Raw genomic sequence first — 16438 nt, 5'->3', positions numbered from 1 at the left:
CATCGCCCTGCCATGCGTATCGGCTGATGACATCCCTCCAATCATCCAAAAGCGGAGAATTTGCTCATGCGTTTCCTGATCCTGCCCCTGATCGCCCTTGCTACACCGGCGCTGGCTGCCCCGGCCCTGACCTCGGCCACCCCGGCCGAAGGCAGCGACACCGCCAATGTCACCCGCATCACGCTGAATTTCAGCGAGGCCATCGACCCGGCCGCCTCAGGCGTCGAGGTGCTGATGACCGGGATGCCCGGCATGGAGCACCATGAGCCGATGAAGACCGGCGGCGTCAAGGTCGCCATTTCGCCCGACGGCCGCGCGATGGTCGCCACCCTGCCCCGCCCCCTGTCCGAGGGCACCTATGCCGCGCGCTGGCATGTGGCCAACAAGAGCGCCGAAAAGGCCAGCGGCGCCGTGACCTTCAACACGCACTAATACCGAGAACCCCCACCCCAACGCGACACTGTGCCGCCGGACCTATCATTTTCGGCAAAGTAATGTGCAGATCTGTCATAAGCTCGTCACAACACGGGGCTGCCTCGCGGCCTTGTTGAACGGGGGGCCGTATGACGATGAAACTGCCGCTGATCGCGCTGGGGGGTGGGGTGATGGCCTTGTTGGCCGCCCCTGTGGCGGCCCATAGCATCCGTTTTGCCCCGGACGCGCGCCGCCTTGCGCCGCTCCACGGCGAAGATGCGGCTTGTTTCCGTCTGCGCGATCCGGCTTTCCATGCCGATGGCCCGAATTGGAGCCAAAGCGGCGCCAGACACGATTTTATACTGCCTCCAAGCCTGAACCTGCCCCACGCGCCGGCCTGCACGCCGGAATGAGGAGCAGCCTTGTTACGGCGCTTGACCGCCCGGGAATCGCCTCGATAAGAGGATATAACATGACACAAGAATCTTCTGTATCCACGCGCCCGCCTTCCACGCGCCTGATCGCCATTGACGCCCTGCGCGGGCTGGTGATGGCTTTCATGCTGGTCGACCATGTGCGCGAAACCTTTTTCCTGCATCTGCAGGTCAGCGACCCGGTCGATGCCAACACCGTCGATCCGGGCCTGTTCTTCACGCGCCTGCTCTCCACCTTCTGCGCGCCGGTCTTTGTCGCACTAACGGGCATGTCGGCATGGCTCTATGGCCAGTCGCACAGCAAGGGCGAGGTCAGCACCTTCCTCGTCAAGCGCGGCCTGTTCCTGATCGCGCTCGAACTCTCGATCGTGTGCTATGCATGGCCTACGCAGGCGAACCACTTTCCCCCGCCCACCGTCTGGTTTCAGGTGATGTGGGCGATCGGCGGGTCGATGCTGGCGCTGGCGGCGCTGCTGCATCTGCCGCGTGCGGTGCTGGTGGCGCTGGGCCTGGGGATTGTCACGCTGCATAATCTGCTCGACCCGATCCGGCTGGTCGAAGGCGATGCGTGGTATGTGCCATGGGCCTTGCTGCACCAGCGCGCCGCGATCCATGCGGTGGACTGGATGACGGTCAAGATCACCTATCCCATCCTGCCGTGGATCGGTGTGATCGCGCTGGGCTATGGCATGGGGCCGTGGTTTGCGCGCGGAACCGATCCTGCGCCGCACATCCGCCGTCTGGCGCTGCTGGGGCTTGGGCTGGTGCTGGGCTTTGTCCTGCTGCGCTTTGCCAATATCTATGGCGACAAGCCCTGGTTCGTGGCGCAAACCCCGCTGCGCACCGTGATGAGCTTCCTTGCGCTGACCAAATATCCGCCCAGCCTGCTGTTCCTGATGCCGACGCTTGGCGCGGGATGCCTGCTGCTGGCGTGGTTTGAACGGCTGGGCGATCATCGCGCGATGCCGATGCTGGCATGCCTTGGGGGGGCGCCGCTGTTCTATTACGTGCTGCATCTCTACACGCTCAAGGTGATCTATAATGTCGCCATGGCGATCTATGGCCCGGTCAAGGGTCAGTTCTTCGGCGTCGATCACCTGTCCACCGTGTGGATCTGGGTCGCGATCCTGCTGCCGGTGCTTTACCTGCCCACGCGCTGGTTTGCCGGGCTGAAGCAGCGCCGCCGCGATCTGGCATGGCTTAAATATCTCTGAAGCGGCGGGCGACGGGCGCGCGCATCAATCGTGCCGCGCCCCCCTTCTTTTCGACATGATCAACCGTCAGATCGCCCCGCTTCGATCAAAGATTCCTCATAAACGACATAGCCTCACAATTGTCACAAAAGAGACCGGCCGCCGCGAAAAGGACGGAAAACACAACGCGGCAGGATCGGTCCGACGCCCACGCAGGTTGAGAACAAGCATCCATCAGGGGGATATCCAGAATGATCGACCGATCCGCTATCAAACCCGTGCTGCTGGCAACAGCCGCGCTGCTCTCGACACCCGTATTTGCCGCCGATGAAGCCAGCTCCATCGTCGTCACCGGCCAACGCCAGGCCTATCGCGGCGATGTTCCGGTCAAGGAACTGCCGCAAACGATCCAGTTGATCGACGCCAAGCTGATGGACGTGGTCAACCTGACCAAGATGGATTCCATCACCGACATTGCCAGCGGCATCGTGCGCCAGAACAATTTCGGCGGCCTGTGGGACAGTTTCGCCATTCGCGGCTTTGCGGGCGATGAGAACTTCCCCACCGGCGTGCTGGTCAACGGCTTTAACGGCGGGCGCGGCTATGGCGGCGCGCGCGACGCGTCCAACGTGGAAACCATCGAAGTGCTCAAGGGGCCCAACGGCGCGGTCTTTGGCCGGGGCGAGCCGGGCGGCACGATCAACATCATCACCAAGAAGGCCAAGATCGGCAAAACCTTTGGCCGCATCGGGGCGCAGGCCGGTTCCTTCGACACCTATCGCGGCGAAGGCGACCTCAACATCGCCATCAGCGACAAGCTGGCCATCCGCGCCAATGGTGCGATCGAGGATACCGGATCGTTCCGCAACACGGTGAAATCCAGCAAGGAAGTCGTCAATCCCTCGATCCTGTGGCAGCCCACCGACAAGACCTCGCTGTCCTATGAGCTGGAATATGTCAGCCTGCGCACGCCGTTTGATCGCGGCATCGTGGCGATCAATGGCAAGCTGGGCGCGGTGTCGCGCAATACCTTCCTTGGCGAACCCGGCGATGGCCCGACCCGCGTCAACGTTCTGGGTCATCAGGCGCAGTTACAGCAGAAGCTGGGCGGCGACTGGGTGGTGATCGCGGGCTTCGGCCTGCGCGAAACCAGCATGATCGGCTTTTCCGAGGACGCCGAACTGGCCACGGGGCGCCAGCCCATTTTCAGCACCGGCACCATGCTGGCCCGCCAGCGCCGCTATCGCGATTTCCGCACGCGCAACATCACCGGCCGCGCCGAAATTTCCGGCCGCATCGCCACCGGTCCCATCCTGCACCATGTCATGCTGGGCGCGGATGTGGATGAATTCGACATCAACACCTGGCAGACCCGCTATCGCCCAGTCGCCTATACCGCAGGCAGCCCGGTGACCGCGGCCAGCAATGCCATCAACGTCTTTGCACCGGTCTATGGCCTGATGCCCACGCCCAATGCCACCGTGCTCAACTCGCTGGAAAAGCAGAAGAGCTGGGGCATCTACTTTCAGGACCAGATGGACATCGGCGAAAAGGTCAAGATCCGTTTCGGCGGCCGCTTTGACCATTTCAACCAGTTGATCGGCGCCCGCGTGGGCAGCTTCAACCCCACGGTCAACACGGTCAAGGAACGCTTCAGCCCGACCGTCGGCCTGCTTTATGACGTGAACCCGCGCATGGGGCTTTACGCAGCATGGGGCAACGGCTTCCGTCCCAACAGCGGTCAGGACTTTGCCGGCCAGCCTTTTGCCCCGGAAACCAGCAAGTCCTATGAAGTGGGCGCACGCTATACCAGCAAGGTGATCTCGGCCTCGCTGGCGGTGTTCACCATGACCAAGGCCAATGTGCTGACGCAGGACCCGGACCCTGCGCATCAGGGCTTCTCCATCGCGGGCGGCAGCGCGCGCAGCACCGGCGTCGAGGCCGGGGTGGATGCTCACCTGCCCGGTCAGATCGATATCCACGGCACCTATGCCTATACCGATGCGCATTGGACCAGCACGTCGAAGGACTTCAACTTCGGCCTTGCCATCAATCCAGGGGCCAAGCTCATCAACATCCCGGCCCATACGGCCAACCTGTTGGTGACCAAGGGCTTTGATCTTGGCGAAAAGGGCAAGGTCACGGTGGGCGCAGGCGTCAATTACGTCTCCTCGCGTCTGGGCGAAACGGCCACGACCTTCTACCTGCCCGGCTACACGCTGACCCGCGCGCTACTGACCTATGAGCCGACCAAGCGGATCCGGGTGGGCGTGGATGTCACGAATCTGTTCGATGTGACGTGGTACGCCTCGTCCTACTCGACGCTGTGGGTGGCGCCGGGTGCGCCGCGCACGATCATGGGGCGCATCAGCTACGCGTTCTGATTTCCATCCTGACTGGCCACCGCCTGCCCTCCCACGCAGGCGGTGGCTTTTTTGTGCCTTCTTGCCGGAAAGCCGCCGATGAACCGCAAAAGCCTGTTGGTCTGGCACCGCCGCATCGCGCTGGCATTGGCGCCTCTGTTTCTGTTGCAGGCGGTGACGGGCCTGGTCCTGCTGATCCCCCCACCCGCGCTTGCCATCACATCCGGTCCTGCCTTGCCCCCATCGGCGCTGGTGGCCGGCGCGATGCGGGCCGCGCCGGGGTTTCGTGCCTTCCGCCTTGATTATTCGCCCGATGCCCCGGTGGTGGCGCGGATGACCAACGTTGCGGGCGAGCGCGTTTTCGTGGCCATCGACCCGGCGACCGGCCATGTGCTGGACAGCGGCTCGCTCTGGCATGACCCATGGCGTATCGCGCAGGAATGGCACAACAGCCTGTTTTCCGGTGTTATCGGCTCGACGCTGGTGGCGCTCGAAGCCATCGCCCTGCTGGCGCTGGCGATCAGCGGGATCATCTTCTGGTGGCCCGGCAAGGGGCGGCTGGGTCAGGGCCTGTCGATCCCGACCCGCGCGCCCAAGCGTTTGAAATTGCGCCTGTGGCATCGCTCGACCGGAGTGGTCGCCTCGGCGCTGCTGGCGATGATGGCGGTGACGGGGCTGCTGCTGGTCTGGCCGTTGATCGTACCGCCCGCTGCCGGGCCCTTTCTTGGCGATCCCGCGCGCACCGATCCCGCGCCGATGCTGGACGTCGCCTATGCCCGCGCGGCGCCACCGGGCCAATCCTTGAGCGACATCCGTTTGGCCCCCTCGGGCCATGCGACATTCCATTTCGCGGCGCGGGCGGGCAATCACTGGTATCTCGACACTGTCACGATCGAACCGGATGGTCGCCCGCGCATCACCCGCGGCACCGATGAGCCTGAGTTGTGGATGCGGCTGTTGCCCTTGCATACGGGCGATGCGCTGGGCATTTTCGGGCAAATCTTCATCGCGCTGGTCGGCGGCGCGCTCCTCTTTCTAACCATCAGCGGCGTGATCGCATGGAACCGCGCCCGCAAAGGAAAAAGCAAATGACAATAGTACCCCGTGGCGGTTCCGCCACCATCGTACATTGCGGCGACCCCAAGCGCGGCGCGGCATGGGCCGAAATCTTCGCCCGCGATCTGCCCGAGGTGCCCTTCCGCTGCTGGCCCGACATTGGCGATGCGCAGGACGTGCGCTATCTCATCGCCTGGACTCTGTCCGAGGAAGTCATCGCCGCCCTGCCCAATCTGGAGGTGCTGTTTTCCATCGGCGCCGGGGTGGACCAGCTCGACCTTTCGATCCTGCCGCCCCATGTCCGCGTGATCCGCATGATCGAGCCGGGCATTACCACCACCATGGCCGAATATGTGACCATGGCGGTGCTGGCGCTGCACCGCGATCTGCCCGCGCTGGTCGCGGGGCAGCGCGCGGGGACCTTTCCCTATATGCCGGTCAAGATGGCGCGCGAGCGCCGCGTGGGCATTATGGGATTGGGCGAACTGGGTCAGGCCGCGATCCGTATGCTGGCCCCCATCGGCTTTCGCCTCTCGGGCTGGAGCCGCAGCGGGCGCGAAATCGAAGGCGTGGAAACATTCGCGGGCGATGCGGGCATGGAGGACTTTCTGGGCGGGCTGGATATCCTTGTCTGCCTGCTGCCGCTGACGCCGGAAACGCGCGGCATTCTGTGCCGTGAAACCTTTGCCAAAATGCCGCGCGGTGCCGCTCTCATCAATGTCGCGCGCGGCGGGCATCTGGTGCAGGAGGATCTGCTGTCCGCGCTGGACGAAGGAGCGATAAGTGCCGCCTTCCTTGATGTCTCGACCCCCGAGCCCCTGCCCGAAACCCACGCATTGCGCAGCCATCCTGCGGTTTTCCTGACCCCCCATATCGCGGGCGTCACCCGCATCGACACAGCGGTTTACGCGCTGATCGACGCGCTCAAAGGCGTGATGGCGGGCCAGAGCGTGGCGGGCGACATCGACCGCAGCAGGGGTTATTGAGGGCGCGGCATAGTGTGCCGAAAGGCCCGCTTAAAAAACCGTATGCGCCCCCTTGCGCCGATGGCAATCGGCTTCTTCTTCCGGCGCGGCGGTGGCCTATTATGAGGGTGTTCGGTGCCGGTCGCGCACCCTTTTCAGGATGGACCCATGACCATTTTCACTCCCAAGTTCATCAGCTTCGACTGCTATGGCACGCTGATCAAGTTTCACATGGGCGAGATGGCCCAGCAGTTCTACGGCGATGTGATCGGCGAAGAAAAGATGCCTGCGTTCATCAGGGACTTTTCGGCCTATCGCTTTGACGAAGTGCTGGGCGCGTGGAAGCCCTATCGCGACATCATCGGCAATGCCCTTTCCCGCACCGCCAAGAAATGGGGCGTTGCCTATGACGAGGCTTACGGCGAGGCGATCTATCAGGCCGTGCCCACTTGGGGCCCGCATCCGGATGTGCCCGGCGGCCTGTCGAAAATCGGCACCAAGATCCCGCTGGTGATCCTGTCCAACGCGATGAACAGCCAGATCCACGACAATGTGGCCAAGCTGGGCGCGCCCTTCTACGCCGTCTATACCGCCGAAAGCGCACAGGCCTACAAGCCGCGCATGCAGGCCTTCGAATATATGTTCGACCAGCTCGGCTGGGGGCCTGAGGTGGGCATGCATGTCTCCTCCTCCTTCCGCTATGACCAGAACACCGCGACCGACCTTGGCTTTGGCACGCGCGTTTTCGTCGGGCGCGGGCATGAGCCTTCGAACGCGAATTACCGCGATGTCGAGATCCCGCACATCGGCTGCCTGCCCGCGCTGGTCGGCCTCTGATCGCGATGGAGCCTGTCCCCTCCCTCTGGCAAGCCACCGCCCCCGCCTTTACCGGCGGGCAGGCGGGCGGCGTCGAAGGCCGCTATGATGTGGCCGTGATCGGGGGCGGGTTTACCGGCCTTTCGGCGGCGCTGGCGCTGGCGCGGAGCGGAGCGCGGGTGGCCCTGCTGGAGGCAGGCGCGGTGATCGGGGCGGCATCGGGGCGCAATGGCGGCCAATGCAATTCGGGCACCGCGCATGATTTCGGGGCTCTTGCCTCGGCCCATGGCGTGGACAAGGCGCGGCGCTGGTATCTGGCCCATTGCGACGCGGTGGACACGGTTGAACGCCTCGCCCGCGAGGAAGGCATCGATTGCGACTTCCGCCGCGCAGGCCGCGCCAAACTGGCCGCAAAGCCGGAGCATTTCACCAAGATCGAAGCGGCCTACAAGCTGCTCTCCTCCGAGGTGGACCCCAATGTCTCGCTGGTGGACCCCGATGGTCTGGCTCAGGAAATCCGCGCCGATGGGTTCTATGGCGCACTGATCCAGCATACCAGCGCGCAATTGCATGTGGGCCGGTTCGGGGTGGGCCTTGCCCATGCCGCCGCCCGCGCGGGCGCGCATATCTGGGAACAGGCGCCCGTTACCGGGATCAAACGTGAGGGCGCGGCCTATCGCGTGGAAACCTCGCGCGGCGCTGTCTCGGCATCGCAGGTGCTGGTCGCCACCGGCGGGGCCAGCCCGCAGGCGCCCTTCGGCTGGTTTCGCCGCCGCATCGTCACCGTGGGCAGCTTTGCCATCGCCACCGCGCCCATCGACGCCGCCTTGGTCGATCACCTGTTTCCGGGCCGCCGCAATTACGTCACCAGCCGGATCATCGGCAATTACTTCCGCCTGACCGCCGACAACCGGTTGGTGTTTGGCGGGAGGGCGCGTTTTGCCCTGTCGAACCCGGCCTCGGATCTGAAGGGCGCGGATATTCTGGAAAAGGCCATGACGCGCCTGTTCCCCGATTTGGCGGGCACGCAAATCGACCATCGCTGGGGCGGCGCGATCGACCTGACGCAGGACCGCCTGCCCCGCGCGGGTGAGCATGAGGGCCTGTATTACGCCATGGGCTATTCGGGCCATGGCGTACAGATGGCCACCCATATGGGCGGACAGATGGCCAAGGTGATGGGCGGCGATGCCGATGCCAATCCCTTTGCCGATCTCGCCTGGCCCGCCATTCCCGGCCATCTGGGCAAGCCATGGTTCCTGCCCTTTGTGGGCGCCTATTACCGCGTGCTGGACTATTTCCAATGATGGACTTTTCACGCCGCGCCATGTTGCTGGGCGGATTAAGCGCTGGCCTGACGGGCCTGCCCGCGATGGGCGCCGCCTTGCCCAAACGCGGCGGTTCGATCCGCGTGGCCACGCAATCGGTCTCCACCGCCGACACGCTCGACCCGGCCAAGGGCGCGCTCTCCACCGATTATGTGCGCCACTACATGCTCTATTCGGGCCTGGCGCGGATCGGGCATGATCTGCTCGCGCATCCTTCGCTGGCCGAACGGATCGAGAGCGCCGACCGGACCACATGGCATGTCGCGCTGCGCCGGGGCGTGCATTTCCATCATGGCGGCGAATTGACCAGCGCGGATGTTGTCTTCTCGCTGCTGCGCCACAAAGACCCCAAGCTGGGCAGCAAGATGGCCAGCCTTGCCGAGCAATTTGCCGAGGTGCGCGCCGATGGCCGCTATGGCGTGGTCATCCGCCTGACCGGGCCGAATGCCGATTTGCCCGCCCTTCTGGCGCAGTCGCATTTCCTGATCGTGCGCCACGGGGTGGATCGACCCGACGGCAATGGCACGGGCGCATTCCGCCTGGCCGAATTCAAGCCGGGCATCCGCACCGTGGTGGTCCGCAATCCCGACTATTGGGTGCCGGGCAAGCCCTATCTCGACCGCATTGAACTGATCGCCATTCCCGATGAGGTCAGCCGTATCAACGCGCTGTTGGCGGGCGATGTGCAGTTGGTGAACGCGGTGGCCCCGCATTCCACCCGCCGCGTCGAGGCATCCCCGGCCCATGCCATCGCCACCACGCCATCGGCGCTCTATTCCAACCTGATCGCGCGGATGGATCGCCTGCCCAGCGGCAATCCCGATTTCATCGCCGCGCTCAAACATCTGGTGGACCGCCCGCTGGTGAAACGCGCGCTGTTTCGCGGCTATGCCACCATCGGCAATGATCAGCCGATCCCGCCCTTTCACCCCTATTACAACCCCGCCATTCCCCAGACCGCGCTCGATCTTGACCGGGCGAAATGGCATGTGCGGCGCGGCGGGTTGCAGAACGTGCGCCTGCCGATCTTTTGCGGCCCGGCGGTCGAAGGCTCGGTCGATATGGCCTCGGTGCTTCAGGAATATGGCGCGCGCGCGGGCCTCGATCTGGCCATTACGCGGGTGCCCTCGGACGGATACTGGTCCACGCACTGGATGCGCCATCCGCTTTCCTTTGGCAGCACCAATCCGCGCCCGACCGCCGATCTGGTCTTCTCGCTTTTCTACAAATCCGACGCCGCATGGAACGAGACGGGATGGAAAAACCCGCGCTTTGACCAGCTCCTGCTGGCCGCGCGGGGTGAGACAAACGAGGCAGACCGCAAGGCCATGTATGGCGAGATGCAACAGATCGTGCATGACCAGTGCGGCTCGATCATCCCGGTCTTCATCAGCCTGATCGACGGCCATGACCGGCGGTTGCAGGGGCTGAACCCGCTGCCGATGGGAGGATTGATGGGCTATCAATTTGCCGAACACGTATGGTGGGCGGCATGAGCGGGGCAAAAACCGGAAAGGCCAGCCTGTGGCCGATGGTGGCCCGGCGGGTGGGTTCGGCAGCGTTGACGCTGCTGCTGGTCTCGATGGTGATCTTTGCCATTGCGGGCCTGTTGCCGGGCGATGCGGCGCAGGAGGCCCTTGGCCAGTCCGCCACGCCCGAACAGGTTGCCGCGCTGCGCCACGAAATGGGCTTGGACCAACCCGCCCCGGTGCGTTACGCGCGCTGGCTCTCGGGCATGGTTCAGGGCGATGCGGGGCAATCGCTGGTGGCCGGCATGCCGGTGGGCGCGATCATTGCCGAACGCCTGCCCAACACGCTGATGCTGGCGGGGATGACGGCGGTGCTGGCGGTGCCTCTGGCGCTGATCATGGGCATTACGGCGGCGATCCGGCGCGGCACATGGATCGACCGGGCGATCAATCTGGCCTCGCTCTCGATGGTGGCGCTGCCCGAATTTCTGGTGGCGACGGTGGGCGTGCTGATCTTTTCGGTCAAGCTCATGTGGCTGCCCTCGATCGCGATGGTTTCGGCCGAGGCGAGCTGGAGCGACACTTTGCGCTCCTGTGCGCTGCCGATCCTGTCGCTGACGGTGGTGGTGGTGGCGCAGATGGCCCGCATGACCCGCGCCGCCATCGCGGATCAGCTTGACCGGCCCTATGTCGAAATGGCGCGTTTGAAGGGCGCTTCGCTCTCGCGCGTGGTGTTGGGCCATGTGCTGCCCAATTGTCTGGGGCCGATTGTCAATGCGATGGCGCTTTCGCTCTCCTACCTGATGGGCGGGGCGATCATTGTCGAAACCATCTTCAACTTTCCGGGTCTGGCCAGTCTGATGGTCAATGCCGTGACCAGCCGCGACATGCCCTTGTTGCAGGCCTGCGCGATGATCTTCTGCTCGGCCTATCTCCTCTTGATGCTGGTGGCCGATATGGTCGCGCTGCTGGCCAACCCAAGGCTGCGTGCGCAATGAAACGCTCGATCTCCCTTTTGGCCGGGGCCCCTCTGGCCACGCGCATTGCCGCCGGTTTCGTCGGCTTCTGGCTGGTGCTGGCGGTGGCGGGGCCTTGGGTGGCGCCGCATCCGGTGGGCGCCTTTGTGGATCAGGACGTGTTTTCCGGCCTGTCCGCGCGCTTCTGGCTGGGCAGCGATTATCTGGGCCGCGATGTGTTTTCGCGCCTGCTCTATGGCGCGCGCTATACGGTGTTTCTGGGTCTGGGCGCGGCATTGCTGGCGGCCTGCTGCGGCACGACCCTTGCGCTCTGGGCCACTTTGTCGGGCGGGATGGTCGATGAGATCATCTCGCGCGCGATGGACACGCTGATCTCGATCCCGTCCAAGATCCTTGCGCTGGTGCTGGTGGCGGCCTGCGGCTCGTCCTTGCCGCTCCTGCTGCTGATCTGCGCGCTGACCTATGTGCCGGGCAATTTCCGCATTGCGCGCGCGCTGGCGATGAACCTTGCCGCGCTGGATTTCGTGGCGGCGGCCCGCGCGCGGGGCGAGCGCAAATTCGCCATCGCCCTCCACGAGGTGCTGCCCAATATGATCCACCCGCTGCTGGCGGATCTGGGCCTGCGCTTCGTGTTCGTGGTGCTGCTGCTCTCGGGCCTGTCGTTCCTTGGCCTTGGGGTACAGCCGCCCTATGCCGACCTTGGCTCGCTGGTGCGCGAGAATATCTCGGGCCTTACCGAGGGCGCGCCTGCGATCCTCGCGCCCGCACTGGCGATTGCCGTGCTGACGGTGGGGACGAACCTGTTGATTGACGCCCTCAAGCCCGAGGACAAGCGATGAGCGCCCCCCATATCGAAGTTTCCGGCCTGACCGTGGCGGTGGGCGATGTGCCGATTGTTTCGGACATTTCCTTTGCCGTACAGCGCGGAGAGGTGCTGGCGCTGATTGGGGAATCCGGTTCGGGCAAGAGCACGACCGCGCTGGCCCTGATGGGATGGTGCCGCCATGGCGGACGCATCGCGAGCGGCACGATCCGCGTGGGCGGCATGGTGATCGAGGGCAAGAGCGAGGAAGAGCTCTCCGCGATCCGGGGCCGCCATATCGCCTATATCGCACAAAGCGCGGCGGCGGCCTTCAACCCTTCGCGCCGGATCATGGCGCAGGTGATCGAACCGGCCATCATCCACCGCATCATGACGCGCCAGGAGGCCGAGGCCAAGGCGGTGGACCTGTTCCGCGCGCTGGCCCTGCCCTCGCCCGAGACGATTGGTGATCGCTATCCGCATCAGGTGTCGGGCGGGCAATTGCAGCGTCTGATGGCGGCGATGGCGCTGATCACCGATCCCGAACTGGTGATCCTGGACGAGCCAACCACGGCGCTCGACGTGACTACGCAGGTCGAGGTTCTCAAGTGCTTCAAGGCCGCGCTGGCCCATTGCAACCATGGCCGGGGCGCCACCGCGATCTATGTCAGCCATGACCTTGCCGTGGTGGCCCAGATGGCCGACCGCATCGCCGTGCTTTTGAAAGGGCGGCTGGTGGAGGAAGGCCCGGCCGAGCAGGTGCTGACCGCGCCGCGCGATGCCTATACGCAGGTGCTGGTCAATGCGCCCCATCCGGTGCCTGCCGCGCCTGCGGGCGATGATGCCGCGCCGGTGCTCTCGGTGCGGGGGCTGACGGCGGGCTATGGCCGCGTTATCGATGGAATGCCGCAGATTCCGGTGCTGCGCGATGTGGCGTTTGATCTGCCTGCGGGCGGCGCGCTGGGCATCATTGGCGAGAGCGGATCGGGCAAATCGACGCTGGCCCGCGTGATCGCCGGGCTGCTGCCTGCGGCACAGGGCGAGGTCCTGCTGAACGGCAGCGCCCTGCCGCCACGGCTGGAAGATCGCAGCCTCGATCAATTCCGCACCGTGCAACTGGTGTTTCAGAACGCCGACACTGCGCTCAACCCGGCCCATAGCGTGCGCCGCATACTTGCCCGCCCCTTGCAGCATTACCACGGGTTGACCGGCGCGGCGGCGGATCGACGGGTGGCCGAATTGCTGGACCTGACGCGCCTGCCCGCCGAGGTGATCGACCGGCCCGTGACGAAGCTGTCGGGCGGCCAGAAGCAGCGCGTCAACCTTGCCCGCGCGCTGGCGGCCGAGCCTAAGGTGCTGCTCTGCGATGAAGTGACATCCGCGCTCGATACGGTCGTTGGCGCGGCGATCCTCTCGCTGATCGAGGATCTGCGCCGCGATCTGGGGCTGGCCACGGTGTTTATCAGCCATGATATCCACGCGGTTTCGGCTTTGTGCGAAAAGGTACTGGTGCTGTATGGCGGCACGCCGGTCGAACTGGCCACGCGCGCGGCCTTCAACGGGTCGCGCCATCATCCCTATACCAGCCTGCTCAAATCGAGCCTGCCCACGATGGACCCGCGCTGGCTCGACACCACGCGCGCGCCGATCCTGCGCGGTTTTCGCGTCGAGGGCCTTTGCCCGTTTCAGCCGCGTTGCGCCGAGGCCGTTCCGGGCCTGTGCGATGCCGTGCCTGCGCCGTTGCGCGAAGGCGATGGCATGCGCTGGCTGTGCCACCATTCCCCCAGCATCAAGGAACAAGCATGAGCGCCCGTTTCCGCCGCCTTGTCGAAACCGACCGGCCGCAGGTGAGCCTCACCGTCGACGGCGTGAGCGTCACCGCGCTGGCGGGCGATACGCTGATGGTGGCGATGCTGACCAACGGCGATGCGTTGCGCAGCAGCGAATTTTCAGACCTTGAACCGACCGATGGCCGCCGCGCGGGCTTTTGCCTGATGGGGGCGTGTCAGGACTGCTGGGTCTGGACCGCGCAGGGCGAGCGTCTGCGCGCCTGTTCAACGCCGGTGCAGGGCGGCATGGAAATTTCGACTCACCAGCCGGAGGCGACATGGGCGACCATCGCGTAATCATCGTCGGCGCAGGCCCTGCCGGGGTGCGCGCGGCGCAGGCGGTGGTGCGCGCAGGATTGCGCCCCATCGTCATCGACGAGGCCGCCCGCGCCGGCGGCCAGATCTATCGCCGCCCGCCGGAAAATTTCCAGCGCGACCACGAAGCGCTTTACGGCACGGAGGCGGCCCGCGCCCGCGCGATCCATGAGGATTTCGCCGCCCTCCTGCCCCATATCGACTATCGCCCCGAAACGCTGGTGTGGAATGTGGCCGAAGGTCATGTCTGGGCCGCGCATGAAGGCGAGACGCAGGCGATACCCTATGATGCTCTGATCGTGTGCAGCGGGGCCAGCGACCGTGTGGCCCCGATCAAGGGCTGGCAGGCGGCGGGGTGCTATTCGCTGGGCGGGGCGCAGATTGCGCTCAAGGCTCAGGGCTGCGCCATCGGGCATCGGGTGATCTTCCTCGGCTCCGGCCCGCTGCTCTATCTGGCCGCCGCGCAATATGTGAAGGCCGGGGCCGAGGTGGCCGCCGTGCTGGACACCTCGCCTTTCTGGCTGAGGGTGAAGGCCGCGCCGAAACTGGCCGCCATGCCCGGTCTTTTGTGGCAGGGGATGAAACTGCTGGGCGATCTGAAGCGCGCGGGCGTGCCGGTGCTGACGGGCGTGACGCCGGTGGAAATCGAGGGCGATACTCAGAGCGGCGTTTCGGGCGTGACCGTGCGCCACAAGGGCGCGGTCAAGCATTTCGCGGGCGATGCCGTGGCCATGGGCTGGCATGTGAAGCCCGAGGCGCAGATTGCCGATCTGGCCCGCGCCACTTTCGCTTTTGATCCAGCCACGCGCCAATGGCTGCCCCAGACCGATGCCGATGGGCGGGCGGGCAATGCGCTCTACCTTGGCGGCGATGGAGCCCGCGTGCTGGGCGCGCGCAGCGCCGAGGTGACGGGCGAACTGGCCGCGATGGCCGCGTTGGCCGATCTGGGCCTGACGGTAGATGCGGATCGCCGCCGCTGGTTGCTGGCCGAAAAGGCCAATTACGCGACCTTCGCCAAGGGGCTGGCGCAGGCTTTCCCATGGCCACATGAACTGGTCGCCGCGATCCCCGATGAGGCCATCGTCTGCCGCTGTGAGGCCGTGACCGCCGCCAACCTGCGTGCCAGCGTGAACACCGCTCATGCGCAGGAAGCCAACCGCGCCAAGGCCTTCAGCCGCGTCGGCATGGGCCGGTGCCAAGGGCGCTATTGTGGTCATGCCAGCGCCGAAATCATCGCGGCGGCGCGCAGCGTATCGCTGGAAAAGACCGGCCGCCTGCGCGGGCAGGCCCCGATCAAACCCATCCCCGTGAGTCTGAAGCGGAACGACCTATGACCCAGATCCACCAGAGCGATGTCGCCATCATCGGTGGCGGTTTAATGGGATGCAGCGCGGCACTTTTCCTGCGCCAGCGTGGCATGTCGGTGACGCTGCTGGAAACCGACAAGGTGGGGCGGCAGGCCAGCGGCACCAATTTCGGCAATGTGCGCCGTCAGGGTCGCCCGATCTTTCAGCTTCCCCTGGCCAATCGGGCGATCCGCATCTGGCGCGATTCCCCGCAATTGCTGGGCGCGGATGTGGAATATCTGCAAAGCGGCCATATCCGCGTGTGCTTCCGCAACCGCCCGGAAAATATCGGCAAGATGGAGGAATATGCCGCCCTTGCGCGTGAGGAAGGGCTGGACCTCGAATTGATGTCCGCCAATGCCTTGCGGGAGAAATTTCCGTGGCTGGGGCCGGACGTGCTGGCCGGGTCCTATTCGGCCACCGACGGCCATGCCAATCCGCGCCTTGCCGCGCCTGCCTTTGCGCGGGCGGCGGCGCGGCTGGGGGCGTCCATCGTCGAGGACACCAAGATTGTCCATGCCGAGAAGGTGGGTGAAGATTTCCGCCTGACTGCCGAGGATGGTCGCCAGTTTGCCGCGCCGATCCTGCTGATTACGGCGGGCGCATGGGCGGGCAAGATCGCGGGCTGGTTCGGCGAGGAAATCCCCCTCACCCCGCGCGCGCCGACGATGAGCGTGACCGAGCCGGTGCCCTATGCCATCGCGCCCGCCGTGGGCGTGATGACGCCCGATGAGGTGGAAACCGTCTATTTCCGGCAGGTGGCGCGCGGCAATATCGTGCTGGGCGGATCGACGCGGGCGCAATCCTATCCCGACGACTATCGCTCCTATGTCTTGCCGCAAAACACCATGACGCAGTTTCAGCATCTGCGCCGTCTGGCCCCGGCACTGGCCAATCTGCAGGTCATCCGCGTGTGGAGCGGGATCGAGGGCTATACCGATGACGCCCTGCCGATCATGGGGCCGAGCGCCAAGGTTTCAGGCCTGTTCCACGCCTTCGGCTTTTCGGGCAGCGGGTTTCAGATCGGGCCGGGCGTGGGCGAAACCATGGCTGAATTGATCGCCACGGGCGCGACCGATATTCCGCTCGAACATTATGCGGTGACGCGGTTTGCCAAATAAGTAAGGGGGC

Annotated in this window: 15 protein-coding genes; all 15 read left to right on the top strand. The window is 65.0% G+C overall.

Annotated elements, in window-relative coordinates; all coding sequences use genetic code 11:
* Positions 1-66 precede the first annotated feature (66 nt).
* The 15 genes from FHW92_RS08010 (at position 67) to FHW92_RS07940 (ending at position 16428) form a co-directional block, all read left to right on the top strand.
* Positions 67-432 (top strand): copper resistance protein CopC, encoded by a 366-nt coding sequence (locus FHW92_RS08010; protein WP_168602708.1) that lies wholly within the window; start codon positions 67-69, stop codon positions 430-432.
* Between the two features lie 131 nt (positions 433-563).
* A complete protein-coding gene (locus FHW92_RS08005; RefSeq protein WP_168602707.1) occupies positions 564-827 on the top strand; it encodes a hypothetical protein in 264 nt (87 codons plus the stop codon).
* 59 nt (positions 828-886) lie between these two features.
* On the top strand, positions 887-2062 hold the full coding sequence (locus FHW92_RS08000; protein ID WP_168602706.1) for a heparan-alpha-glucosaminide N-acetyltransferase domain-containing protein: 1176 nt from the start codon (positions 887-889) through the stop codon (positions 2060-2062).
* A 230-nt stretch (positions 2063-2292) separates the two neighbouring features.
* Positions 2293-4425, top strand: coding sequence for a TonB-dependent receptor (locus FHW92_RS07995; RefSeq protein ID WP_168602705.1), 2133 nt, complete (start codon positions 2293-2295; stop codon positions 4423-4425).
* A 78-nt stretch (positions 4426-4503) separates the two neighbouring features.
* Positions 4504-5496, top strand: coding sequence for a PepSY-associated TM helix domain-containing protein (locus tag FHW92_RS07990; RefSeq protein ID WP_168602704.1), 993 nt, complete (start codon positions 4504-4506; stop codon positions 5494-5496).
* On the top strand, positions 5493-6446 hold the full coding sequence (locus FHW92_RS07985; RefSeq protein WP_168602703.1) for a glyoxylate/hydroxypyruvate reductase A: 954 nt from the start codon (positions 5493-5495) through the stop codon (positions 6444-6446). The genes FHW92_RS07990 and FHW92_RS07985 overlap by 4 nt, the downstream gene beginning before the upstream one ends.
* Before the next feature lie 147 nt (positions 6447-6593).
* The gene (locus FHW92_RS07980; RefSeq protein ID WP_168602702.1) at positions 6594-7262 is read left to right on the top strand and encodes a haloacid dehalogenase type II; all 669 of its coding nucleotides are present in this window, start codon (positions 6594-6596) and stop codon (positions 7260-7262) included.
* A gap of 5 nt (positions 7263-7267) precedes the next feature.
* A complete protein-coding gene (locus FHW92_RS07975) occupies positions 7268-8548 on the top strand; it encodes an FAD-binding oxidoreductase (RefSeq protein WP_168602701.1) in 1281 nt (426 codons plus the stop codon).
* A complete protein-coding gene (locus FHW92_RS07970; RefSeq protein ID WP_246869999.1) occupies positions 8545-10065 on the top strand; it encodes an ABC transporter substrate-binding protein in 1521 nt (506 codons plus the stop codon). The genes FHW92_RS07975 and FHW92_RS07970 overlap by 4 nt, the downstream gene beginning before the upstream one ends.
* On the top strand, positions 10062-11036 hold the full coding sequence (locus FHW92_RS07965) for an ABC transporter permease (RefSeq protein ID WP_246869998.1): 975 nt from the start codon (positions 10062-10064) through the stop codon (positions 11034-11036). The genes FHW92_RS07970 and FHW92_RS07965 overlap by 4 nt, the downstream gene beginning before the upstream one ends.
* Positions 11033-11854 (top strand): ABC transporter permease, encoded by an 822-nt coding sequence (locus FHW92_RS07960; RefSeq protein ID WP_168602698.1) that lies wholly within the window; start codon positions 11033-11035, stop codon positions 11852-11854. Before FHW92_RS07965 ends, FHW92_RS07960 begins: the two co-directional genes overlap by 4 nt.
* Complete coding sequence (locus FHW92_RS07955) at positions 11851-13623, top strand: ABC transporter ATP-binding protein (RefSeq protein WP_168602697.1); 1773 nt, start codon at positions 11851-11853, stop codon at positions 13621-13623. The genes FHW92_RS07960 and FHW92_RS07955 overlap by 4 nt, the downstream gene beginning before the upstream one ends.
* Positions 13620-13943, top strand: coding sequence for a (2Fe-2S)-binding protein (locus FHW92_RS07950; RefSeq protein ID WP_168602696.1), 324 nt, complete (start codon positions 13620-13622; stop codon positions 13941-13943). The genes FHW92_RS07955 and FHW92_RS07950 overlap by 4 nt, the downstream gene beginning before the upstream one ends.
* Positions 13925-15295 carry an NAD(P)/FAD-dependent oxidoreductase gene (locus tag FHW92_RS07945; RefSeq protein WP_168602695.1) on the top strand — a complete coding sequence of 457 codons (1371 nt, stop codon included), beginning with the start codon at positions 13925-13927 and terminating at the stop codon, positions 15293-15295. The genes FHW92_RS07950 and FHW92_RS07945 overlap by 19 nt, the downstream gene beginning before the upstream one ends.
* Positions 15292-16428 carry an FAD-binding oxidoreductase gene (locus FHW92_RS07940; protein WP_168602694.1) on the top strand — a complete coding sequence of 379 codons (1137 nt, stop codon included), beginning with the start codon at positions 15292-15294 and terminating at the stop codon, positions 16426-16428. The genes FHW92_RS07945 and FHW92_RS07940 overlap by 4 nt, the downstream gene beginning before the upstream one ends.
* Positions 16429-16438: the final 10 nt, after the last annotated feature.

It is taken from the genome of Novosphingobium sp. SG707, from assembly GCF_012275515.1.
In the GTDB taxonomy this organism is placed as follows: Bacteria; Pseudomonadota; Alphaproteobacteria; order Sphingomonadales; family Sphingomonadaceae; genus Novosphingobium.
This window is presented reverse-complemented; position numbering and strand designations above follow the sequence as displayed.